Origin of the sequence: Luteimonas rhizosphaericola (genome assembly GCF_029888045.1) — a bacterium.
GTDB classification, from domain to species: Bacteria; Pseudomonadota; Gammaproteobacteria; order Xanthomonadales; family Xanthomonadaceae; genus Luteimonas; species Luteimonas rhizosphaericola.
In genome coordinates this window covers 211,030-233,464 of record NZ_JARXRN010000021.1, presented here as the reverse complement: position 1 = coordinate 233,464, position 22,435 = coordinate 211,030, and the positions used below count along the sequence as shown (strand labels likewise).

General features: G+C 70.0%; 17 protein-coding genes and 1 riboswitch. Of the genes, 7 read left to right on the top strand and 10 right to left on the bottom strand.

The features are described 5' to 3' along the window. The first annotated feature begins 22 nt into the window (after window positions 1–22). Window positions 23–1,582: a tetratricopeptide repeat-containing sulfotransferase family protein gene (locus QFW80_RS07465; protein ID WP_280600981.1), complete on the top strand. Its 1,560-nt coding sequence runs from the start codon at window positions 23–25 to the stop codon at window positions 1,580–1,582. Here QFW80_RS07465 and QFW80_RS07460 read toward each other — a convergent pair. From QFW80_RS07460 to hslO, 4 genes are all read right to left on the bottom strand, one after another. Next, on the bottom strand, window positions 1,576–2,244 hold the full coding sequence (locus tag QFW80_RS07460) for a TIGR02466 family protein (protein ID WP_280600979.1): 669 nt from the start codon (window positions 2,242–2,244) through the stop codon (window positions 1,576–1,578). The genes QFW80_RS07465 and QFW80_RS07460 overlap by 7 nt on opposite strands. A gap of 151 nt (window positions 2,245–2,395) precedes the next feature. Continuing rightward, entirely contained in the window at window positions 2,396–5,287 is a 2,892-nt protein-coding gene (locus QFW80_RS07455) for a TonB-dependent receptor plug domain-containing protein (protein WP_280600978.1), read from the bottom strand. Window positions 5,288–5,472: 185 nt separating this feature from the next. Further along, window positions 5,473–6,324, bottom strand: a complete 852-nt coding sequence (locus tag QFW80_RS07450) for an XOO1806 family protein (RefSeq protein ID WP_280600968.1) — start codon at window positions 6,322–6,324, stop codon at window positions 5,473–5,475. Window positions 6,325–6,433: 109 nt separating this feature from the next. Next, window positions 6,434–7,345, bottom strand: coding sequence for an Hsp33 family molecular chaperone HslO (gene hslO, locus QFW80_RS07445; protein WP_280600966.1), 912 nt, complete (start codon window positions 7,343–7,345; stop codon window positions 6,434–6,436). Between the two features lie 84 nt (window positions 7,346–7,429). Between hslO and mtgA the strand changes: the two genes are divergently transcribed. The 3 genes from mtgA to QFW80_RS07430 all read left to right on the top strand — a co-directional run bounded on the left by mtgA (window position 7,430) and on the right by QFW80_RS07430 (window position 9,755). Continuing rightward, window positions 7,430–8,194, top strand: a complete 765-nt coding sequence (gene mtgA, locus QFW80_RS07440; protein WP_280600965.1) for a monofunctional biosynthetic peptidoglycan transglycosylase — start codon at window positions 7,430–7,432, stop codon at window positions 8,192–8,194. A 144-nt stretch (window positions 8,195–8,338) separates the two neighbouring features. Beyond that, a complete protein-coding gene (locus QFW80_RS07435) occupies window positions 8,339–9,367 on the top strand; it encodes a glycosyltransferase family 2 protein (protein ID WP_280600964.1) in 1,029 nt (342 codons plus the stop codon). Next, entirely contained in the window at window positions 9,327–9,755 is a 429-nt protein-coding gene (locus tag QFW80_RS07430; RefSeq protein ID WP_280600962.1) for a CBS domain-containing protein, read from the top strand. Before QFW80_RS07435 ends, QFW80_RS07430 begins: the two co-directional genes overlap by 41 nt. Window positions 9,756–9,796: 41 nt before the next feature. On the opposite strand, the gene QFW80_RS07425 is transcribed toward QFW80_RS07430, so the two are convergent. The 5 genes from QFW80_RS07425 to QFW80_RS07405 form a co-directional block, all read right to left on the bottom strand. Continuing rightward, window positions 9,797–11,758, bottom strand: a complete 1,962-nt coding sequence (locus tag QFW80_RS07425; protein ID WP_280600961.1) for an AsmA family protein — start codon at window positions 11,756–11,758, stop codon at window positions 9,797–9,799. A gap of 87 nt (window positions 11,759–11,845) precedes the next feature. Then, a complete protein-coding gene (trhA, locus tag QFW80_RS07420; RefSeq protein ID WP_280601374.1) occupies window positions 11,846–12,487 on the bottom strand; it encodes a PAQR family membrane homeostasis protein TrhA in 642 nt (213 codons plus the stop codon). A 100-nt stretch (window positions 12,488–12,587) separates the two neighbouring features. Next, window positions 12,588–14,192: a peptide chain release factor 3 gene (locus QFW80_RS07415; protein ID WP_280600959.1), complete on the bottom strand. Its 1,605-nt coding sequence runs from the start codon at window positions 14,190–14,192 to the stop codon at window positions 12,588–12,590. 82 nt (window positions 14,193–14,274) lie between these two features. Then, a complete protein-coding gene (locus QFW80_RS07410) occupies window positions 14,275–15,192 on the bottom strand; it encodes a peptidoglycan DD-metalloendopeptidase family protein (protein ID WP_280600957.1) in 918 nt (305 codons plus the stop codon). After that, window positions 15,189–16,286 (bottom strand): 6-bladed beta-propeller, encoded by a 1,098-nt coding sequence (locus QFW80_RS07405; protein WP_280600955.1) that lies wholly within the window; start codon window positions 16,284–16,286, stop codon window positions 15,189–15,191. Before QFW80_RS07405 ends, QFW80_RS07410 begins: the two co-directional genes overlap by 4 nt. Window positions 16,287–16,393: 107 nt before the next feature. Beyond that, a riboswitch (SAM riboswitch) is annotated at window positions 16,394–16,521 on the top strand. Window positions 16,522–16,618: 97 nt separating this feature from the next. Between QFW80_RS07405 and metX the strand changes: the two genes are divergently transcribed. Genes metX through QFW80_RS07390 form a run of 3 tightly spaced genes read left to right on the top strand, consistent with a single transcriptional unit; the run spans window position 16,619 to window position 19,985 of the window. Then, entirely contained in the window at window positions 16,619–17,668 is a 1,050-nt protein-coding gene (metX, locus tag QFW80_RS07400; RefSeq protein ID WP_280600953.1) for a homoserine O-succinyltransferase MetX, read from the top strand. Continuing rightward, window positions 17,665–18,903: an O-succinylhomoserine (thiol)-lyase gene (locus tag QFW80_RS07395; protein WP_280600952.1), complete on the top strand. Its 1,239-nt coding sequence runs from the start codon at window positions 17,665–17,667 to the stop codon at window positions 18,901–18,903. Before metX ends, QFW80_RS07395 begins: the two co-directional genes overlap by 4 nt. Next, window positions 18,900–19,985 (top strand): homoserine dehydrogenase, encoded by a 1,086-nt coding sequence (locus QFW80_RS07390; RefSeq protein ID WP_280600951.1) that lies wholly within the window; start codon window positions 18,900–18,902, stop codon window positions 19,983–19,985. Before QFW80_RS07395 ends, QFW80_RS07390 begins: the two co-directional genes overlap by 4 nt. Before the next feature lie 144 nt (window positions 19,986–20,129). On the opposite strand, the gene QFW80_RS17535 is transcribed toward QFW80_RS07390, so the two are convergent. Beyond that, window positions 20,130–22,178 carry a glycosyl hydrolase family 18 protein gene (locus QFW80_RS17535; protein WP_331488488.1) on the bottom strand — a complete coding sequence of 683 codons (2,049 nt, stop codon included), beginning with the start codon at window positions 22,176–22,178 and terminating at the stop codon, window positions 20,130–20,132. Window positions 22,179–22,435: the final 257 nt, after the last annotated feature.

The following is a 22,435-nucleotide window of genomic DNA, read 5'->3' as shown; positions in this document are numbered from 1 at the left end:
CTCATGATTCGAGGTGTGTTCGATGACGAATGCTGGCCGGCTCTGGATGTCCGCGGAAGCCGCATTTGATCGCAAGGACTGGCCGCTGGCGGAAGCCCGGTACGGCCAGGCGCTCGAAGTGGATCCGACGCACGTGCCTTCGCTCATCGGGCGGTCTACCGTCCTGACGAACCTGGGCCGTCACCGTGAGGCCCACGCATCGATCATGCTGGCATGGGACAGGCAACCGGAAGACCCGGCGCTGCGATACGGGTTGGCGCAACGGCTGCGCTACTTCAGCGAGTTCGCGGCGCTCGAGGAATGCCTGGCGCATCCCAGCGTCGCATCGACGGCGCCGGTCCCGATTCTCGCGCGGTGCGTGGTCATGCTGAGTTCGATAGGCGCGCATGCGGCCGCGGTTCGCCTCGCAGACGCGGCACTGGCCCGGAACGGGGTCGATCCGGCATGCCTCTACGTTCGCGGCAACCTCCATTTCTTCGACGGGCAGCTGGACCAGGCCGAGGCGTGCTACGAGAAGTCGATGCGATCGGATCCGATGATGGTGCAGGCGTCCTGGATGCTGGCCAGCGTCCGGACCCAGACGGAGCAGTCCAACCACGTCGACAGACTGCGACAGCAGCTCGGAAGAGCCGTCGCCGGAGGCCAAGGCGAGGTCTATCTCAATTACGGATTGCACAAGGAACTGCACGACCTGGGAGATTTCGAAGGGGCGTGGCAAGCGCTGGAGGCCGGCAATCGCGCCAAGCGACGTCAGGTTGAATTTTCTCTGGCCGAGGCGCGCAGTTATCTGGACGCCATGCGCTCAGCGTTCACGGCGGACTTCATAACCGCCGGGTCGGAAACGGGGCTCGCTGCGAGACCGATCTTCATCGTCGGCATGCACCGGTCCGGCACGACGCTGCTCGAGCGGATCCTGTCCGGTCATTCGATGATCGGCGATGCCGGCGAAACCTCGTCGATCGATGCGCAGATCCAGCTCGCGGCGGACTACGCTGCGCCGGGACGGACCGATCCCCTCCTCGTCGAGCGCATGCGGGCGATGGATTTTGGACGGATGGGGCAAGGCTATGCGAGGCACGTGCCCTGGCTGGCGCGGGGGAATAAGTCGTTCACGGAGAAGCTTCCCAGCAACTTCTGGAACGTGGGTGCGATTCTGAAGGCACTCCCGGAGGCTCGCATCCTCCATCTGGTCCGCGATCCGATGGATACCTGCTTCTCGAACCTGCGAACTTTCTTCGCGGGAGTGGCCACCTACTCCTACGACCAGGACGAACTCGCCGCATTCTACGGCGTCTATCGGGAGATGATGCAGCACTGGCATGCCGTGGCGCCGGGAGCGGTCCTTGACGTGGATTACCACGAGCTGGTCCAGGCTCCCGAGACGGTCGCGAAGCGCGTTGCGTTGCACTGCGGGGTGCCTTACGAAGACGGGATGATCGACACCACGCGATCACACGGACGCGTCGCGACCGCAAGCGCCTCCACGGCGCGTCAAGGGATCCGGCGCGATCGGGGCAGTGTCTGGAAGCACTACGAACGCCACCTGGGGGCGCTTCAGGATGGACTGGCGCGGTTCTACTGACTCGCGTTCAGGCCGGGCCGCTGGCCAAACCAGCAGTTGAATGCGACGGTGATGCGTTCGTCATCTCCATGGAACGGCAAGACCTCGTGCTGCAGCCAGGAAGGGAAGATGACCAGGTCCCCAGCCGCGAAACGCACATTCCAGGTGCCGTGGTGGTACGGAGGGACGGGCCTCAGGTTGCCGGCATCTAGAAACGTATTGCTGTAGTGGTGCGGGTTGTGGAACTTCAGGACGCCCGAGTCCGGCCTGTCGGCAGGACTGTGGCCGGGAGCCACGCAGTACACGCCCGACCAGCTCGCCATGGGATGGGTGTGGCTGAGCACGAAGCCGCCATGGCGGGTCACGTGGAACCATGTGTGGGAAAAGATCTGGATTCGCGCCAGTTCCGCATCGGTGTAGCCATTCAGTTCCTGGACCAGCATTCCCAATTGTTTCCAGCAGAACTTGCGAAGCTCCTGTACGCAGGTGTCGGGCCAAGAGAACAGGTCGAACTCGCTCTCGAACACGCCAGGCTGCTGCTTGAGGGAAGGATTCGGGTTTGCGAATTTCGAGCCCTGCGCCTCCCTCGAAAGGAACAGGTGACGCAACTCTGCATTGAGGATCTCGGATCCCGGGAAGTTCGCCTGGCCGAGAGGTACAGCAAAGACGGGCGCGATATGCATGCTGGGCGGGACGGTGCGGTCACGATTCGATGGTGACATCGTTGACGCAGCCCGTTCAAGTCCACCGGGTCGCGCGTTGGACGCATCGGGCCGGAAAAAGATACGGCCCCTTGCGGGGCCGTATCGGTCAAGCGGTTGCAACCAGCGAAGATCAGAACTTCTGGTTGTAGCGCAGGTAGTAGAAACGACCCGGGACTTCGTACTGCGGATCGAAGCTGTTGGCGAACGTCACGTACGACACCGGCGGATCCTTGTCGGTCACGTTGTTCACGCCCAGCGTGATCTTGGCGTTCCACGGCGCGCTCCAGTACACGGAGAGGTCGTGGTAGGTCGTCGCGCCCATCTTGTTGAACGAGCCTTCCTGGACCACGTCGACGCCGCCTTCGGTGCCAGGCCCGAGGATCGCGTCGGTGCAGAGTTCGCCGAAGCCGTAGTCGTTGTAGTAGAACGGGCACGACTCTTCCTGCCGCGAGTAGAAGCGGGTCGACAGCGTGGCACCCCAGTCACCCAGCTCCCAGCGGCTCAGCAGGTTGCTGCGGATGCGCCAGTTGTTGTCGCGGTCGTAGTACTCGCCCGTGCGGTTGTCGCCATCGTCGTCGTTCTCGAAGTTCGACAGGTACGTCGTATCCCACGAGAAAGCGAGCCGGCCCCAGGACTGCTCCGGCAGACGATAGTTCATCGTCATGTCGTAGCCTTCGACCTCGGTCGAACCGAAGTTGACGCCCGCAGACAGCAGGGTATCGATCGAGCCGTTTGCGGCGCGGTTGTACAGGCTGCAGAAGTTGGGACCGCCCTCGCGGATGCACTCGTCCAGGATCTCCTGGCCGGTGAAGCCGTCGATCGCATCGGTGAGGCGGATGTTCCACCAGTCGAGCGAGACGTCGAAGCCTTCGATGAAGCCCGGGCTCCACACCATGCCGAGGGTCTTGGTGACCGACTTCTCGGGAAGCAGGTTGGGGTTGCCGCCGACGCTGATGCGGATCTGGGCGTTGCCCTGATCGTAGCCGCCCACCGGGACGCCTTGAGCGTGGCAGCGCGCCTGCTGTTCGGGGCTCAGCGAGCCGTAGGCGCCACCGAAGGTGGTGGAGCAGGGATCGGAGATCTGCTGGAAGGAGTCGGAGACACCCGAGTAGAGCTCGGCAATCGACGGCGCGCGGAAGCCTTCGCCCCAGTTGCCGCGGACCAGCAGGTCGTCGATCGGGCGCCACTTGAAGCCGAACTTGCTGTTCACGGTATCGCCGAAGGTGTCGTAATCCGAGTAACGGCTGGCGACGTTGAACTCGAGTTCCTGCGCGAACGGCACGTCCCGCAGCAGCGGGAAGGAAAGTTCGGCGAACGCCTCGTCGACGCTGTACGCGCCGCGGGTGGCGGTGCGCGCATTGCCGGTGGTGTTGCCCGAGTTGATCAGCGCGTCGGGCTGGTCGAAGCCGCTCTCCTTGCGATGCTCGACGCCGGCGGCGAACGCCATCATGCCGCCCGGCAGGTCCACGATCTCGCCGGAGACGTTGGCGAAGTACTGCGTCATCTCGTAGCCGTATTCGTCGTGCGCAACGAAGCCGATGTAGTCCTGCATCTCCTGCGTGATGGAGCCCGAGCCGCCCAGAAGGTTCAGCGGAACGCAGCCCGCGATCGCGATCCCACCCGGCGTCTGCACACAGGTCGGCACGCCATCACGCATTTCCGACGGGCCGAGTGCGTTGCGCAGTGCGAGGATGTTGAACAGGCCCGTGGTTTCGTCGGCCTGGGAATTCTTGCCGTAGACCGTACCGGCGTCCCACGAGAAGAACCGGCCCGCAGCTTCGAACGAACCTTCCAGGCCGCCGCTGAAGGCGTAGGTATGGACGTTCTGCTTGAAGGAACGGCCGCCGGACTCGTTGACGCGGTACTGGATCGAGTTCACCGGCACGCCGAACGGGTTGTACATGTTGTCCGGGCTGATGGTGATGGTGCGCGCCTGCACGCCGGCACCAGGGCCGGCGCCGAGCACGACCGGCATCGCCGCCAGCAGCTGCTCGGAAAGGCGGTTGTTATAGGTACCCTGGATGAACGCCGAGGTGTTCTCGGTGATGTTGACGCTGGCACGACCGAAGATCGAGGTGCGCTCCTGCGGAGTCAGCAGGTAGTTGTCCGGGGCGAAGTTGTAGGAATCCTGCGAGCCCACATAGTTGCGCCAGTCGCTGGGATCGGAACCCGGATCGTACGTAAAATAGCCCCCGGTTCCATCCGGACGCGTCTGACCGCCGGTGCAGGCGCCGCTGGTCGGGTCGACGATGCCGGACGGGCACAGCGCGAATCGACCATTGGGAATGGTGCTGGAGTTGAAAGAGGGACCGGTACCGAAAATCGGCACGGCGGAGATGGCGCGGTCACCGGCCATCACCGGATCTTCCTTCACGTAGCCCGCGCCAAACAGGACGCTGAAACGGTCGTCCGCGGTGCCGATGGTGAGGTCGTAGGACTCGCGGCTGCCGTCGCCCTGGCCGAACTGGCCGTAGTAGGCGTTCGCTTCGGCGCCGGTGTAATCGGTACGCAGGATCACGTTCACCACGCCGGCGATCGCATCGGAACCATACACCGCCGAAGCGCCGTCCTTCAGGACTTCGATGCGCTCGACCGCAGCGGTTGGGATGGTATTGAGGTCGACCGCGCCGCCAAGGCCGGTACCACCCACCCAACGCCGGCCATTGACCAGCACCAGGGTGCGGTTGGAGCCAAGGTTGCGAAGGCTGACGCGGCTTTCGCCGTTGCCGCCGTTGTTGTAGGTGGCATTGAGTGCGGAGCCGTTGGCGCTGAGGTTCTGGATCACGTCGCCGACGGAGGTCAGGCCCTGGGCCTGGATGTCCTCGCGGGTGACGTTGAATACCGGCTGCGACGTCTCGAGCTCCGCACGCTTGATGCGCGAACCGGTGACTTCGATACGGTCGAGCGTTGCGGGTTCGCCAGTTTCCTGGGCGAACGCCGCACCGGTCCCCGCGATCGTGGTGGCGCCCGCTGCAAGCGCGAAGGTGATCGCGTCGCGGAGCTTGGTGGTCTTCAAGGTCATCTCTCTCTCCAAGTGAGTCTTGGGTGTGTCCCATGGGAACCTCCCCGGTGGAGTCAAGGCAGACGCCAAGTCCGGCAAGGTTGCGGCCGATACTACCCGGCCATCGAGAGAAATTAAAGTGTCGTTAACAAATCGCCTGCATTGTGTGATGCGAGGCGGAAACGGGCCGTAAGCCCGCGGCGGATCTACAGATCCTGCTCGTACCGGACGTAGGGCACGGCGCCCTCGTCGTTGGTCTCACTGTTCGGCGAGAACGGATTCTTGCCGCGGGTGACCACGTTCTCGGCGCCGACGGTGAGCTGGCCGCTCCATGGTGTGCGCCAGGTGACGCCCAGGCCCAGGCCCTCGAAGCGGGGCTGGCCGGGAGTTTCGATCACGCGGCCGATCACGTTGGCGCTGAAGGCGCCGTAGCCGCCGCCGACCGCCAGGCTCTTGCTGCTCCAGCGGTCGTTGATGTCCGAGGGTGCCTCGGAGAACGGGATCAGGGTGGCCTTGGCCACCGTGCCCGCGATCGTCACGTAAGCCGCGTCGCCGAGGTTCTTCTGCGCGAACACGGTCAGGTCGTTGAGGTCCACGTCGCGGCCCTGCGGCGCGCCGTCGCGGGTCAGCCAGGTCGGCAGGCTGTCCTTGCCCTGTCCCAGGCTGACGCCGAACCCGCCGCCGGGGCGGCTGAGCGAGGCCGTGGCGCTGGCCCGGCGGCTGCCGTCGCGATCGCCCAGCGACGCCAGCTGGCAGTTGTTGGCCAGGCTGCTGACGGCACTGAACACGCCGCTGCGCTGGTTGCACAACAGCGCCAGCGAATCGCCGGCTTCCAGGCCGAACGTGGCGTCGAGGGAAGAGTCGCCCGCCCGCCAGCGCGCGCCCGCGCGGGAGCCTTCGGTCGTGGGTTCGAGCAGGAGGTAGCCCTGCACCCGCCCGCTGGTGTGGTCGACCACCGGCAGGACCGTCTGGTCCGCACGCTTTTGCGCGTGCGCGCCGGCCGCGATGCCGAAGGCAAGCAGCAGGGCGGTCGACAGTCGTGCGAGATGGCGGTGCATGGCGAGCAATGGACCGGCGCGGATCGCCGGAGTTCCCTCCCTCAGGGCCTGTGGATGCTAAATCATTTATGTTTATTTAACAATCCTGGAACATAGACCGCCTGCACAGTTACTGAACACGTTCAGGCGCCGGGATGTCAATGGCCGGGGTCGCCAGCAGCGCCTCGACCGCGGCGGGGTCGAAGTCGTAGCGCGCGCCGCAGAACTCGCAGCGGATGCGCGCCGCGCCGTCGATCACGGCCGCCCGCGCCTCTTCCGGACCGAGCGACTGCACCATGCCCGCGACGCGCTCGCGCGAGCAGGAGCAGCCGAACCCCAGCTCCCGCGACCCGACCACCTCCACGCCTTCCTCGTGGAACAGGCGACGCAGGAGCAGCGACGCCGGCAGCGACAGCAGTTCGTCGGCGGCCAACGTGTCGAACAGGGCGGTCGCGCGGTTCCAGCCGTCCGCATCGCCGGCGTCGCCCGGCAGCTTCTGCAGCATCAGCCCTGCGGCCCGGTGCTGGTCGGCGGCCAGCAGCAGGCGGGTGGGCAGTTGTTCGGATACGCGGAAGTAATCCTCGAACGCGCCCGCCAGCGAATCGGCCTCGAGCGGGACAAGGCCCTGGTAGCGGGTCGGCTCGCGCCCACTCAGGCCCGGATTCTCGATGGTGATCGCCAGCAGGGCGTTGTCGCCGAGCTGGCGCAGGTCGCGCCCGGCCGGTACCGGCATGTCGTCGGCCAGCCGCGCGATCCCGCGCAGCGTGCCGGCCGCGGTGCATTCGGCGAACAGGGTGCGCAGCGCGCCCTGGCCGCGCAGCTGCACCGACAGGCGCCCGTCCACCTTCGCATGGCCGGTGAGCAGGGCCGCGGCGGCGGTCGCCTCGCCCAGCAGCTCCGCGACCGCCGCCGGGTAGTCGTCGGCCGAGCGGATCGGATGCCAGGCCTCGTGCAGGTGCACGCGCACGCCACGCACGCCTGCGCCGGGAAGCAGGAAGCGGTCTAGCTGGTCGCTGTCGGGTGGGGCGTCGGTCACTGGCATGTGGGTGTGTTCGCGCAGCGGCGCGTCGCATGGTCGAATAGGGGGTGCGCGCCATCCTCGCGCGCGAATCGACATGGGGACGTGATGACGCAGCCGCAAGTCCAGCCGGGCCCGCCCGCGGCCCCGCCAGCGGGCCGCAGGCCGCGGCGTCGGTGGCGACGCTGGCTGCTGCTGCCGGTGTGGTTGCTGCTGCTGACGGTGGCGCAGGTCGCCGTACTGCGGTTCGTCGACCCGCCGTTCTCGTCGTTCATGGCGATCCGCCAGGTCGACGCCTGGCGGGCGGGCGAGGGGGACTTCCGCGTCGCCTATGCCTGGCGCGACCTCGACGACATGGCGCCGTCGCTGCCGGTGGCGCTGATCGCCGCGGAGGACCAGAACTTCGCCACCCATTCGGGCTTCGACCTGGAGGCGATCGAGCAGGCGCGCGAACGCAACGCGCGCGGCGGGCGCCTGCGGGGCGGCAGCACGATCAGCCAGCAGGTGGCGAAGAACCTGTTCCTCTGGCAGGGCTCGGGCGTCGCGTCGCGCTGGGCGCGCAAGGGGCTGGAGAGCTGGTACACGGTGCTGGTGGAACTGCTGTGGCCGAAGCGACGGATCCTCGAGGTCTACGCCAACGTCGCCGAGTTCGGCGACGGCGTTTACGGGGCTCAGGCGGCTGCGCGCACTTATTTCGGGCGTGACGCGTCCGCGCTGACCCATGCCCAGAGTGCGCGACTGGCCGCGGTATTGCCGAGCCCGAAACGCTACAGCGCGGCGCAGCCGGGGCCGTACGTGCAGCGGCGCACGCGGACGATCGAACGCAACATGCGCCAGATCGGCGGCCCGGCGTACCTGGAACGCCTGGACTGATCCCGGGGCCGCGGGGCCACCGCGTGGCCGCCCGCCGGGTGCGGACCGGCCGCGCCCCGCGGAGGCCGCGACGACGCCGTGCGATGGACCCCGCCCCCGGCATCGGCCCTGCCGGCGCGGTGGGAAAACGAATACGATGCGCCGATGGCCCGTGACCTGCTGACCGTGGTCGTCGCCGCGCGCGACGAAGCCGATGCCCTGCCGCTGCTGCATGCGAGGCTGGCGCCGGTGCTCGACGCGATGCGCGCCGACGGCATCGACGGGCGCGTGCTCTACGTGGACGACGGCAGTACCGACGGCACGTGGCAGGTGATGCGGGGCTTGGCCAGCGGCGACCGCCGCGTCGCGCTGCTGCGGCTGTCGCGCAATTTCGGCAAGGAGGCGGCCCTGACCGCCGGGCTCGACCACGTCGCCGATGGCGCGGTGGTGCTCATCGACGCCGACGGCCAGGATCCGCCCGAACTCATTCCGCGCTTCGTGGAGAAGTGGCGGGCGGGCTTCGACGACGTCTACGGCATGCGCGAGGAGCGCGACGGCGAGAGCTGGCTCAAGCGCGCGACCGCGCACGCGTTCTACCGCGTGATCCAGCGCCTGTCGCGAACCCCGATCCCGACCGATACCGGCGATTTCCGCCTGCTTTCGCCGCGCGCCCTGGCCGCGTTGCGGCAGCTGCGCGAGCGGCACCGCTTCATGAAGGGGCTGTTCGGCTGGATCGGCTACAACCGCGTGGCGGTGCCCTACCGCCGCGAGGCGCGCGTGGCGGGCGCCACCAAGTTCAATCTCTGGAAGCTGTGGAACTTCGCCCTGGAGGGCATCACCAGCTTCTCGACCGCGCCGCTGCGGCTGGCGACCTATGTCGGGCTGGGCGCGGCCACGGTGGCGTTCCTGTATGCCGTGCTGATCGTGGCCAAGGCGCTGCTGTACGGCGACCGCGTCGCCGGCTGGCCGACGATGATGGTCGTGATCCTGTTCCTGGGCGGCGTGCAGCTGGTGGCGCTCGGGATGATCGGCGAGTACCTCGGCCGGCTGTACGAGGAATCCAAGCAGCGGCCGCTGTACCTGGTCGACGACTGGCGCCCGGCGCCCGGCGGAGTATCCTCGGCGGTGTCGCAGGCTATTGGAGGAGAGCACCATGCGCACGGTGCGGCAGTTGCTGGGCGCCAAGGCGGCTGAGGTCTTCGCGGTGGCGCCGGACGCGCCGGTGATCGACGCGATCCGCCTGATGGCGCTGAAGGGGATCGGCGCGGTGCTGGTGATGGAGGGACCGCGGCTGGCGGGCATCCTGTCCGAGCGCGATTACGCACGCAAGGTGGTGCTCGAGGGGCGCTCGTCCAAGGACACCCCGGTCAGCGAGATCATGACCGCCGACGTGATCACGGTGGGGCCCGATCACGTGGTCCCCGCATGCATGCAGCTGGTCACCACTCACCGCATCCGCCACCTTCCGGTGGTGGAGGGCGGGGCGGTGGTGGGGATGATCTCGATCGGCGATCTGGTGGCGGCGGTCATCGAAGACCAGCAGCACGAGCTCGAGCAGCTGCAGCGCTACATCGCCGGCTGACGCTAAAGGTCAGCGGTCGATAACGACCTGCGTTCGCCCGGTCATTTGGCGTAATCACCGCCGCATTCACTGTCCTCGCCGGGGCCGAGCTCGAGCGTCGCCAGCAGCGCGGCCGGCGGGGCGATGCTGCCAAGCGCGAGCGCGATCGCGCCGCGCAGGCCGAGGCGGGCGAAGTCCGGGCGGAAACTTGGATCCGCGAAGCTGCCGCCGATGTGCAGCGGCGAACGCAGCGCGAGGATGCTGCGGTCCTTCGGGCGCGGGCGCAGCTCGATGTCCAGCGATTCGTCGCGCAGGTCCACCTCTCCCTTGCCGACGATGATCGTGTCGCTGGTGTCGAACGCCATGGCACGCGACTGCATCACGCCGCCTTCCACGCCGAAGTCCGCGAACGCGCAGCGCACGGCCACCTTGCGGTCCTTTCCGAGCAGGAACTTGAGCGCCTCGTAGATGTCGATGCCGGCCACTTCGATCAGCAGGTTGCTGATCTCGCCGCGGCCCATGCCCACCGCCACGTCGCCGTCGGCCGTGGCCAGCATCGCCGCGACCGAGTTGCCGGCACCGATCAGGTTGAAACTGCCCGCCAGGCGACCGGCGGCGTCCTTGGTGAGCTCGACGTCCGGAAACAGGCGCGAGAGCTCCACCCGGCGCACGTCGGCCTTCAGCCGCGTGGTGATGTCGTCGGTGCGCGCGTCCATGCGGACCGTGGCGCGGATGTCGCCGCCGGCGACGCCGAAGTTCAGTGGTTCGAGGCGCGCCAGTCCGTTGTCCAGGAACAGGTGCGCGTCCATGTCGTCGATCGGCAGGTCCGGGGCGTTGATGCGCTGCGCGCGCAGGCGCACGTCGGCATCCATCGACCGCAGCTTGGCCAGGTCGTACGGCGTGGACGGAAGCACCCGGCCGCGCGCGCGCTGGCTCGCCGCCCGCTCGGCCAGCGCGGGATCGAGCTCGTCGCCCTCCGCATCCGGCGTGCCGCCCAGGAAGCCGGCCAGGTCGTCGAGGTCGAGGCGCTCGGACACCAGGTCGCCCTTGAACAGCGGTCGCTCGCCGCCGGTGGTGATCGACGCGGTGCCGGCGAGGTCGCTCTGTCCGACCTTGCCGCTGAAACCGGTGTAGTGCCAGGTGGCGCCGTCGCGGGTCAGGCGTCCGTCGACCGAGTAGGGCGGCGAATCGGGCATGGCGACGCCGAGCAGCGGATACAGGTCGGCGAGATTGCGTCCCGACAGCGCGAACTGCAGGTTGAACCCGCGCAGCTGGAACGGCGCGGTCAGGCTGCCGCGCGCATGCGCGCGGGTCGCGCCGGCGCGTGCGCGCAGGTCGAGGCGGTAGGGGCGCTCGCTGTCCTGCAGTTCGAGCGGCGACTCGGCCACGCCCTCGAGGCTGAAGTCGCTGCCGCGCCAGCGTCCGTCGCCCTCGAGCATCACCGCGGGCGCGGCGTCGACGTCGCGCGATTCGCGGCTGGCGAGGCGGATGTCCACGCCGGTGTCGGCGCGTTCGTCGTCCACGCGCAGGCGGCCGCTGTCGATCCACAGGCGGCGCAGCTGCAGCGGTTCGCCGCCGTCGTCCTCGAACCCGAAGTCCCAGTTGCCCGGTCCGCCGTCCGGATCGGCTTCCAGCCGGACGTCGGGCGCTTCGAGCCGCAGTTCCGGCAGGCGGACCCGGCCGATGAACAGGGGCCAGACCTCCACCTGCAGCGCCAGCCGCCGGGCGGTGGCCATGTCGCGATGCCTGGACCAGTCGACGTTGCCCAGCCGCAGTTGTTCGGCGGTGACGGTGGTGACGCGTCCCAGGTCGACGTCGAGGTTGCCGCCGATATCGAATTCGCGCCCGGTACGCGCTTCGACCAGCCGCTCGACCGGGCCCTTGAACCAGTTCCAGTCCCACAGCAGCACCAGGATGAGGATGGCCAGCACCGGAAGCGCGATCCACAGTCCGGTCCGGCGCGAGGGCGGCCAGTGCCGCCGCAGCGAGAAGCGGGAGGCCGGGAAGTTGCGGGAGGGCTGCATGGCGCCAGTATTCGCGCCGCGCGTTGTGACCACGCGAAAGCCGCGCGCACAAGGTTCAGCTTGGCGAAGGGGGCGTGACGCCGCCGGTCAGGGCACCACCTGCGCCATCACCGCGACGTAGTGGCACAGGCTGCCGGCGATGCAGAACAGGTGCCAGATCGCGTGCGAATACCGCACGGACTCGCGGTGGTAGTAGTACGTGCCGAGGGTGTAGAACAGCCCACCGGCCAGCAGCCAGCCCAGCGTCCAGCCGTCCAGCGCGTCCATCACCGGCTTGATCGCCACGATCACCAGCCAGCCCATCGCCACGTAGATCAGGGTGGACAGGCGCTTGAAGCGCCCGGTGTAGAACAGCTTGAACACCACCCCGGCCAGCGCCAGGGTCCAGATCGCCGCGAACAGGCTCCAGCCCCAGATGCCGCGCAGGCCGACCAGGGTGAACGGGGTATACGTGCCTGCGATCAGCAGGTAGATCGCGCAGTGGTCGAACACCTTGAGCCGGCCGCGTGCGATCGGGTGGCGCACGGCGTGGTACAGGGTCGAGGCCAGATACAGCAGCAGCAGGCTGATGCCGAACACGATCGCCGCGGTGAGCTGCCAGCCGTCGCCGTGGATCGCCGCCAGGGTCACCAGCACCGCGCCTCCGGCAAGCGCCGCGGCAGCGCCCACGCCGTGGGTCAGCGCACTGGCGAGTTCGTCGCGCAGGTCGAGCGTGCGGTGCGCGCGCACGCGGGCGCGCAGCGTGCCGAATCGGGAGAGGGGGCGGCTCACGACCATACGTTACCGCATCGCCGCCGCCCCGCGCCGCCTGTACGGCTGACCGGTGGGGTCAGTCCGTCGCCACCGCGTGCGCGTGCTCGCGGGTGGCCATGAAGCGCACCTTCGGCGCCCGCTCCTCGGCCAGCTGCAGGTTGATCCGGGTCGGGGCGAGATAGACCAGCTGGCCCGCGGCGTCGACGGCGAGGTTCATGGCGTGCTTGTCCCGGAACTCCTCCAGCGTCTTCGCGTCCTCGCACTTCACCCAGCGCGCGGTCGCCACCTGCACCGGCTCGAACGCCGCATCCACGCCGTACTCGTCCTTGAGCCGGTAGGCCACCACGTCGAACTGCAGCACGCCGACCGCGCCCAGGATCAGGTCGTTACTCATCAGCGGCCGGAAGAACTGGGTGGCGCCTTCCTCCGACAGCTGCGCCAGTCCCTTCTGCAGCTGCTTGAGCTTGAGCGGGTCGCGCAGCCGCGCGCGCCGGAACAGTTCCGGCGCGAAGTTGGGAATGCCGGTGAAGCTCAGCGCCTCGCCTTCGGTGAAGGTGTCGCCGATGGAAATGGTGCCGTGGTTGTGGATGCCGATGACGTCGCCCGGCCAGGCCTCGGCGGCGATCTCGCGGTCGCTGGCCATGAACGTCAGCGCGTTCGCCAGCTTGACCTCCTTGCCGCCGCGTACGTGGAAGGCCTTCATCCCCGCGGAGAATCGGCCGGAGCACACGCGCATGAACGCGACGCGGTCGCGGTGCTGCGGGTCCATGTTGGCCTGGATCTTGAACACGAAGCCGGTGAGCCTGTCTTCGTCCGGCCGCACGTCGCGGGTGGTGGTTTCGCGCGGCCGCGGCGCCGGCGCATGCGCGACGAAGAAGTCGAGCAGCGGCTGCACGCCGAAGTTGTTGACGCCCGAGCCGAAGAACACCGGCGTCTGCCGGCCCTCCAGATACGCCTGCTTGTCGAAGGGATGGCTGGCGCCCTGCACCAGTTCGAGCTCCTCGCGCAGCTGGGCCAGCATGTCGGCGCCGATCTTCGCCTCCAGCCCCGGCGCGTCGAGCGACGGGAAGATGGTCGAATCCTGGCGGGTGAAATTGCGGCCCGGCTCGTACAGGTGCACCTCGCCGGTCACCAGGTGCACCACGCCCTTGAGGCGCTGGCCCATGCCGATCGGCCAGGTGACTGGCGCGCACTGGATGCCGAGCACGCTCTCGACCTCGTCGAGCAGGTCGATCGGATCCTTGCCCTCGCGGTCGAGCTTGTTGATGAAGGTCATGATCGGCGTGGCGCGCATGCGGCACACCTCCATCAGCTTGATGGTGCGCTCCTCCACGCCCTTGGCCACGTCGATCACCATCAGCGCGCTGTCCACCGCGGTGAGCACGCGATAGGTGTCCTCGCCGAAGTCGGCGTGGCCCGGGGTGTCGAGCAGGTTGACGATGCGGCCCTCGTAGGGGAACTGCATCACCGAGGACGTGACCGAGATGCCGCGCTCCTTCTCCAGCGCCATCCAGTCCGAGGTCGCGTGGCGCGCGGCCTTGCGGCCCTTGACGCTGCCCGCCATCTGGATCGCGCCTCCGAACAGCAGCAGCTTCTCGGTCAGGGTGGTCTTGCCCGCGTCGGGGTGCGAGATGATCGCGAAGGTGCGGCGCCGGGCGGCTTCGGTTGGAACGTCGGACATGGCGAGGCGCGCACGGACGTGCGCTGCGGTCGGTTCGGGGAGGGCGGGGATTATAGCGGCCGGCGCGCCTGCCGCCGGGCCTTCAGCCGCCGCCCGCCTGCGCCGCACCGAAGCGGAGCACGCCCTGCGGCCCGAACATCCGGAACGGCACCGACGCCAGGCGCATGCCGCGGTTGGCCTGGACCACGAAGTGCAGGTGCGGCGCCGTGCTGCGGCCGGTGTTCCCGGACAGGCCGATCACCTGGCCGCGGCGCACGTGCTGCCCCAGCCGCACCAGGACGCCGCCGGTCTGCAGGTGGGCGTAGAGCGCCATGGTGCCGTCGTCGTGCAGGATGCGGATGAAGTTGGCGCGCGCCACCAGTTCGTCCTCGTCCTCGCCCGGGGACGCCTCGGGAAACCCGGCCTCGGCCTGCATCACCACGCCGTCGCGCGCGGCCAGCACGGCGGTGCCGGAAGGCACGGCGAAGTCGACCGCATGCCGGTTCTCCTCGTCGCCATGGCTGAAGGCGCCGCCCCAGGCCTGCTGGATGCGCACGTTCGCCGTCTGCAGCGGCCAGGCGTACTCGACGTCGCGCGGGCGGGCGTTCGGCGTGCCGGGCACGGCGGTGACGCGCAGGCGCGGGGTGCCCGGGCCGATGCGCGCCAGCAGGCCGCCGGACAGCGCCGGCACGGTGCCGCGCGCGGGCAGCGGCGGATCGCTCGCCACCGCGCCGCCGTCGGCGTGCAGCATCACCTCGATCGGGCCGGCAAGCAGGTTGTCGACCCAGGCCTGTGCGCCCTGTGCGTCGGGCTCCACGCGCAGCCTGGCCACCACCGTCGGTCCGGCCGGCAGCACGATCCGGTCCGCGTCGGCGGCGGCGGCGCCCTCGATCCGGTCGGCGTAGTGCGCGCGACCCTGCGCATCGGTCCAGCGGTAGACCTGCGAGGCCTGCGCCGTGGTGGCCGCCAGCAGTGCCAGCAGCGCCAGCATCGCCAACAGCGGCCGGCGGCCGCGCTTCACCGCGCGCAGGCCTGGTCGAGCCCCAGCGCCCGGGCGACGTCGCCGAGGTCGAACGCGGCCACGGCGCGGTCGTGGTGGACCGCGAACAGGACGCCCGCGGGGAAGCGGGGCGTGGGGCTGGCATGCAGCGCCACGCCATCGGTCCAGGCGGTGACCTGGCCCGAGAACGTGCCGCGCGGCGCGAGCGTCGCCCGGTCGAACACCCGGAACACCGTCAGCGGCAGCAACTGGTCGGCCGCGATCCAGTAGCCGCTGTCCGCGGTGCAGGCCCACAGCGCCAGGCCTTCGGGTTCCGCCTGGAACACGCCCGGAGCCACGCCGCCGGCGGTGGCCCGGCCGTCCAGCGTGTACTCGCGCAACGCGCGGCGGTCGCGGTGCTCGTCGGCGACCAGCAGCCGGTCGAAGGCCGGATCGCCGACCAGCGATTCGACCATGCGCAGGGCCAGCGCATCGCCGGTGTCGCCGAGGGCGACGCCCGCCCCCACCTGCGGCCGGCCCGCCGGATCGAAGCGCACCTGGAAGCGTCGCAGGCGCCGCTCGAGCGTGGCCAGCGGCGGCACCACGTCGAAGCGGTCGCCGTCCATGAAGCTGTCGGTGACGAACACCTCCAGGTCGTCCGGGGCCCGCTCGTGCACCCACAGGCCGTAGGGGCTGCGCAGGACGTCCTGGCCGAACGCGCCCAGGGGCGCGAAATCCGGCAGATGCAGCATCTGCACGCGCCGGTTGTCGCGCTCGGACACGAACAGCACGTCGCCGTGCACGAACACGCCGTTGGGGCGCAGGAACTCGCCCGGGCCGGCGCCGCGGCGGCCGATGCTGCGCAGCTGCTCGCCGCTGTCGGCATCGAACACCACCAGTTCGTGGGTGTTCTTGGCGGTGGCGATCAGCCAGGTGGCGCCGTCCTCGGTGGGCCAGGTGGCGAGCGAATCGAGCTCGTCGTCCGGGTTCTCGGGCGTGACGTAGCGCTCCAGGACGGTGACGGTCCCCACCGGCGCCACGGACCCGTGGACGGCGCCGGAGGCGGGGGATTCGACGCGCGGCGTCGCGCAGGCAGCCAGGCACAGGGCGGCCAGGAGGGGGAGGGCAAGGCGCATGCGGCCATTATCCCCGGAACGCCTCCGCGCAGACCGTCGGCGAGCTCATATCGCTTCATCGGCATAGAGCGATTGACAAACCCGGATCCTGTGGGCAAGCTGTCCGGCATCCATCGAGACCGGCTGAGGGACAGGCCCGAAGACGCCGGGGCAACCTGATGGGACCGACCGCAAGGCCGGGCCCGTCGCGGTGCCAAGTCCTGCGGGGACCTGAGCGTCCACCGGAAGATGGTTGCGCGACGCCGCGGTTGGTGGACGTGCATCTGGCCGGCGACCCCGGCACTTCCGATCCCCGCATGCGCTCGATGGCCGTCCCCGACCCGGAACGCGCCATGAGCTTCGCCGACCTGCCCGCCCGCCACCTGCCGCCGCACGACGCCGCCGTCGTCGTGGCGCCGGCGCATGTCGCGGCGTCCGGCGCGACCGAGGTGCGTCGCGGCGAATTCGAGGCCGCGCTGACGCTGCGCCACGGCGGCCCGCAGACGGTGCGGATCGCCTGGGAACTGGTGGGGCCGGCCGGCGCGCCGGTGGTGCTGGTGGCCGGCGGCATTTCCGCGCACCGGCACGTGGCCGCGAACGCGGCGTGTCCGGAGGTCGGCTGGGCCGGCAACCTGGTCGGCAACGCACGCGCGCTCGATCCTTCCCGCACCCGCGTGCTGGGGCTCGACTACGTCGGCGCCGACGGCCGCGTCGACGTGCCGATCGACACCGCCGACCAGGCCGATGCCGTCGCCGCGCTGCTGGACGTGCTCGGGATCGCGCGGCTGCGGGCCTTCGTCGGCTATTCCTACGGCGCGCTGGTGGGCCTGCAGCTCGCGGTCCGCCATCCCGCGCGCGTCTCGCAGCTGGTCGCGGTCAGCGGCGCGCACCGCGCCCATCCCTACGCCGCCGCCTGGCGCGCGCTGCAGCGCAAGGCGGTCGCGCTCGGCCAGCTGCAGTGCGCCGACGTGCAGGGGCTGTCGCTGGCGCGCCAGTTCGCCATGCTCAGCTATCGCACGCCGGAAGAGTTCGAGGAACGCTTCGACGCGCCGCCCGAGGTCAGCAACGGCCGCGTGCGCGTGGCCGCCGAGGACTACCTCGACGCCGCCGGCGCGCGCTTCGTCGCGCGCACGCCGGTCAATGCCTGGCTGCGGCTGTCCGAATCGATCGACCTGCACCGGATCGACCCCGCCCAGGTGGCCGTGCCCACGCTGGTGGTCGCGGTCGAGGGCGACCGCCTGGTGCCGCTGTCCGATTCGGTGGCCCTGGTCGAGGGCCTCGGCGCCCTCGGCCAGCTGCGCGTGCTGCGCTCGCCCTACGGCCACGACGCCTTCCTGAAAGAAACCGATCGCATCGACGGCATCCTCGCCGGCGTGCTGCGCCAACCCGGAGACTCTGCATGACCGCCAGCCCCACCCACGCCACCGCCGGCGACGGCGACCGTCGCCGTCCGGCCACCCGCGCCGTGCGCGCCGGCATCGACCGCGACGCCGCGTTCGGCGCGGTCACGCCGCCGATCGTGCTGTCGAGCAACTTCAGCTTCGACGGCTTCGGCAACAAGCGCGCCTACGACTACACCCGCAGCGGCAATCCCACCCGCGACCTGCTCGGCGAGGCGCTGGCCGAACTCGAGGGCGGCGCCGGCGGCGTGGTCACGGCCACCGGCATGGGCGCGATCACCCTGGTGCTCAACGCGCTGCTGGAGACCGGCGACACCCTGGTGGTGCCGCACGATGCCTACGGCGGCAGCTGGCGCCTGTTCAACGCGCTCGCCGCCAAGGGCCACTTCAACCTGGTCACCGCCGACCTGACCGATCCGCGTTCGCTGGCCGACGCGCTCGCGCAGTCGCCGAAGCTGGTGCTGATCGAAACCCCCTCGAACCCCCTGCTGCGGGTGACCGACCTGCGCTTCGTGATCGAGGCCGCGCACCGTGCCGGCGCGCTCACCGTGGTCGACAACACCTTCCTCTCGCCCGCGCTGCAGACGCCGATCGCGTTCGGCGCCGACGTGGTGGTGCACTCGACCACCAAGTACATCAACGGCCACAGCGACGTGGTCGGCGGCGCGGTGGTGGCGGCGACGCCCGAACTGCACGAGCGCCTGGCGTGGTGGGCGAACGCGCTGGGGATCACCGGCGCGCCGTTCGACGCCTTCCTCACCCTGCGCGGCCTGCGCACGCTGGATGCGCGCCTGCGCGTGCACCAGGAAAACGCGCAGGCGATCGCGCAGCAGCTCGAGGCGCATCCGGCGGTGGCGAAGGTGCACTACCCGGGCCTGGCCTCGCATCCGGGCCATGCCCTGGCCGCGCGCCAGCAATCGGGCTTCGGCGCGATGCTGTCGCTGGAGCTCGAGGGCGGCGTGGAGGCCGTGCGCGCATTCCTCGACGGGCTGCAGGACTTCACCCTGGCCGAGTCGCTGGGCGGGGTGGAGAGCCTGGTGGCGCACCCGGCCTCGATGACCCACGCGGCGATGACGCCGGAGGCGCGGGCGGCGGCGGGCATTCCGGACGGGCTGCTGCGGCTGTCGGTCGGCATCGAGGCGCAGGCGGACCTGCAGGCCGACCTGGCCGCGGCGCTCGAACGCACATTGCGCGTGATCGAGGCCGCCGGCGCGGACCTGAAGCGGGTGGACGCATGAGCTCGGTGACCCGGATCCGCAGCGCGACCGGCGGCGCGCGCGGCGGACGCATCGCCCTGCTGGGCACCGGCGTGGTCGGCAGCGCGGTGGTCGCCCGCTACCGGCAGCTGGTCGAGCGGGGCGTGCCGCTGCCGCCGTTCGCCTGGCTGAGCAACTCGCGCGCCCAGGTCGCCAACGATGGCTCGCTCGACGAGGCCATCGCACGCGCGCATGCGGCGCCGCGCCAGTCCGGTGCGGTGCCGCCCTGGGCCGAGGGCGAGGCGCTCGCGCGCGGCGACATCGTCATCGACGCCACCGCCAGCGACACGGTGGCCGACTGGCACGCCGAGTGGCTGCAGCGCGGCATCCACGTCGTCACCGCCAACAAGCTCGGCAACGGCGGCGACCTGGCGCGCGCGCAGGCGATCGTCGACGCGCAGCGCGAGGGCGCGCGCTACGGCGATTCGGCCACGGTCGGGGCCGGGCTGCCGGCGCTGCGCCTGATCCGCGAGCTGGTCGCCGGCGGCGACCGCATCCACGCCGTGGAAGGCGTGCTGTCGGGTTCGCTGGCGTGGCTGCTGTCGCGGTTCGACGACACCCGCCCGTTCTCCGACCTGGTGCGCGAAGCGCGCGATGCCGGCTACGCCGAGCCCGACCCGCGCCAGGACCTGTCCGGCGAAGACGTGCGCCGCAAGCTGCTGATCCTGGCGCGCGCGGCCGGCCTGCCGCTGGAGGCACGCGACATCCGCGTGTCCTCGCTGGTGCCCGATGCGCTGCGCGACGCCGCGCCCGACGCGGTGGACGCGCAGCTCAACACCCTCGACAAGCCGCTGCGCGAACGCTTCGTCACCGCCTACCGCAGCGACGCGCGGCTGTGCTTCGTCGGCCGCTTCGACGCCGAACGCGGCGCCAGCGTGGGCCTGCGCGCGCTGCCGCTGTCGCACCCCCTCGCCAGCGGCCACGGCACCGAGAACCGCGCCGCGATCTTCAGCGACCGCTACCCCGACCGCCCGCTGGTGATCCAGGGCCCGGGCGCCGGCGCACAGGTCACCGCCGCCGCGCTGCTGGACGACGTGCTGCGGATCGACGCGTCCGCGCGCTGACAGGGCGGCTCGGGGTCCCGGCGTCTGCCTGGACGCCGGTCTCCCGCGTCCCTGACGTTGCCACGCCAATGGCCCGCGGCCCGGCGGGCGGATGGAACGACGGCCGCCTGCGCGGCCGTCGTCCTCCCTCACCCCGTGGCGGCGTCAGTCGAGTCCGTCGCTGATCGCGTCGACCAGGGTGCCGCTGGCGTCGTCGCCGCTGAATTCCCAGAAGAACGCCCCGCCAAGGCCCCGTGCCTTCACGTACTGCATCTTCTCGTTGACCATCTCCGGCGTGTCGTAGCTCCAGAAGGTGTTGCCGTCGTACTTCCAGGTGGCGCGCGCGGCCGCGTCGGTGCGGATCGTGCCGGCGCGGTTCTTGAGCACCTTGAAGTCCTCGATCCCGGATTCGTAGGTGCCCGGCGCCGCGGAACCGGCCTGGTACAGGCCATTGCCGGCGCTCGCCACGCCGGTCCAGCCGCGGCCGTAGAAGCCGATGCCCAGGTGCAGCTTCGACGCCGGCACGCCGCGATCGAGGAAGGCCTGGATGGCGTCGTCGCTGTTGTAGAACGCCTGGTCCCCGGTGGACGGGTCGTTGGGCGAGGCGAACAGCGCGCTGTGATGGTTGGTCCGCGGATCCCACGCGCCGTGGAAGTCGTAGGTCATCACGTTGATGAAGTCCAGGTACTGGTGGTACCGGCCGGGCTCGGTGACGCGGATCTTGTCGATGCCCGCGCCGACCGCGACCGTGAGCAGCAGCCCCGGCCGCACCGCGTCGAGCTGGCGGCGGAACTCGGCCAGCAGCGCGGTGAAGTTGGCGTTGTCCTCGGGGCGCCCGCACGCCAGCCCGCAGGCGACCGGATACTCCCAGTCGATGTCGATGCCGTCGAACACGCCGGCCGCCGCGCCCGCGCCGCCGGCGCCGTCGGTGACCGGGAGGTTGCCGCGGATGTACGCATCGATGCACGAGGCGACGAACGCCTGCCGGTTCTCCGGCCGCGCCGCGTCGGAGAAGCCGCGCGACCAGGTCCAGCCGCCGAGCGAGATCAGCACCTTCAATCCGGGGTGGCGCGCCTTGAGCTGCCTGAGCTGGTTCCAGTTGCCGCGCAGCGGCTGGTCCCAGGTGTCGGCCGCGCCGCTGACGCTCTCGGCCGCGGAGAACGCCTTGGTGTAGTCGGCGAACGCGTCGCCGCCCGCGCCGGTGTTGGGATCGGCCGGCTGGGTCACGCCGACTTCGCAGCGGTTGTTGCGGACGTTGCCGAAGGCGTAGTTGATGTGGGTCAGCTTCGCGGCCGAACCGCTGGTTTCGATGTTCTTCACCCGGTAGCCACGGCCGTAGATGCCCCACTGCACGAAGTAGCCGACGACGTTGTCGCCCCCGCCGCCGCCGGTGTCGGCGGTGGTGCTGGTGGTGAACTCGGCCGATTGCGCGGAGGCGTTGCCGGCGTTGTCGCGCGCACGCACGCGGTAGCGGTACTGCGTATTGGGCACCAGCGCGGTATCGGTGAATCCGTTGCCGGTCGGTGAGCCCACCAGGGTGCCGTTGCGATACACGTCGTAGCCGGCGAGGCCGCTGCCGCCGGGGTTGTCGGTCGACGCGGCCCATGCCAGCTGGATGCTGCGCGGTCCGCGCGTGGGTGCCGCCAGGCCGGTCGGGACCGACGGCGCGGTGACGTCGGCGTTCTGCCGGACGGTGACCGACACCGTCGCGGAGGTCCGCGTGGCGTTGGCGTTGTCGGTGGCCACCGCGGTCAGCGCGTGGGTACCGACCGGCGCGTTGTTCCAGGTGGCGGTATAGGGCGCCGTGGTGTCGGTGCCCAGCGAGGTCGAACCCGCGAAGAACTGCACGCGCTGGATGGTGCCGTCGGCATCGGAAGCGTTCGCCGCGAGGCTGATCGCGGCGCCGGCGTTGAAGCTGGCGCCGTTCGCGGGCGCGGTCAACGACACGCTCGGTGGCTGGTTGGTGCCGGTCCCGCAGGCGCCCAGGTCGGTGTACCAGCCGCACGACGGGCAATGCGTCGGCGGCGCGTTCCAGATCGGCACGTTCGCCTGGTACAGGCGGTTGGCGTACACCAGGCGGTCGCCCGGGTTGTAGACGGTCGACGCGTTCCACGCCGGTACGCCCGCGCAGGTGGCGCTTTGCGCCAGTGCGGGGGTGGCCGGCGCGAACGTGGACGACAGCAGCAAGGCGGCAACGGCAATCCTGCGATGCATGGACTTCACTCCTCCGTGTGTTGGACGATGGCGGGCGACGTGCGTCGACCCGTCCGGTCTGCGTTGTTCAACTGTGGCTGCGTGGGAACCTGCGATCCTGTGCGGTCGTGAAGTAACGGCCGGCGCCTGGGCCGGGGGTTGGCGCGGTGGGGCGCGTCGTGGCGCGGTCGCAGTGCGCCGGCGCGGGCCCCAAAGGACGCCTCGCCACCGGCGATGTCAACGCATTCCTGCCGGATTTGCAGGGTCGAATCACAATG

Bases quoted from the DNA above. Each gene is read 5' to 3' on its own strand.
- QFW80_RS07465 (WP_280600981.1), top strand. From the start codon at position 23: ATGACGAATGCTGGCCGGCTCTGGATGTCCGCGGAAGCCGCATTTGAT.
- QFW80_RS07460 (WP_280600979.1), bottom strand. From the start codon at position 2,244: ATGCATATCGCGCCCGTCTTTGCTGTACCTCTCGGCCAGGCGAACTTC.
- QFW80_RS07455 (WP_280600978.1), bottom strand. From the start codon at position 5,287: ATGACCTTGAAGACCACCAAGCTCCGCGACGCGATCACCTTCGCGCTT.
- QFW80_RS07450 (WP_280600968.1), bottom strand. From the start codon at position 6,324: ATGCACCGCCATCTCGCACGACTGTCGACCGCCCTGCTGCTTGCCTTC.
- hslO (WP_280600966.1), bottom strand. From the start codon at position 7,345: ATGCCAGTGACCGACGCCCCACCCGACAGCGACCAGCTAGACCGCTTC.
- mtgA (WP_280600965.1), top strand. From the start codon at position 7,430: ATGACGCAGCCGCAAGTCCAGCCGGGCCCGCCCGCGGCCCCGCCAGCG.
- QFW80_RS07435 (WP_280600964.1), top strand. From the start codon at position 8,339: ATGGCCCGTGACCTGCTGACCGTGGTCGTCGCCGCGCGCGACGAAGCC.
- QFW80_RS07430 (WP_280600962.1), top strand. From the start codon at position 9,327: ATGCGCACGGTGCGGCAGTTGCTGGGCGCCAAGGCGGCTGAGGTCTTC.
- QFW80_RS07425 (WP_280600961.1), bottom strand. From the start codon at position 11,758: ATGCAGCCCTCCCGCAACTTCCCGGCCTCCCGCTTCTCGCTGCGGCGG.
- QFW80_RS07415 (WP_280600959.1), bottom strand. From the start codon at position 14,192: ATGTCCGACGTTCCAACCGAAGCCGCCCGGCGCCGCACCTTCGCGATC.
- QFW80_RS07405 (WP_280600955.1), bottom strand. From the start codon at position 16,286: ATGCGCCTTGCCCTCCCCCTCCTGGCCGCCCTGTGCCTGGCTGCCTGC.
- metX (WP_280600953.1), top strand. From the start codon at position 16,619: ATGAGCTTCGCCGACCTGCCCGCCCGCCACCTGCCGCCGCACGACGCC.
- QFW80_RS07395 (WP_280600952.1), top strand. From the start codon at position 17,665: ATGACCGCCAGCCCCACCCACGCCACCGCCGGCGACGGCGACCGTCGC.
- QFW80_RS07390 (WP_280600951.1), top strand. From the start codon at position 18,900: ATGAGCTCGGTGACCCGGATCCGCAGCGCGACCGGCGGCGCGCGCGGC.
- QFW80_RS17535 (WP_331488488.1), bottom strand. From the start codon at position 22,178: ATGCATCGCAGGATTGCCGTTGCCGCCTTGCTGCTGTCGTCCACGTTC.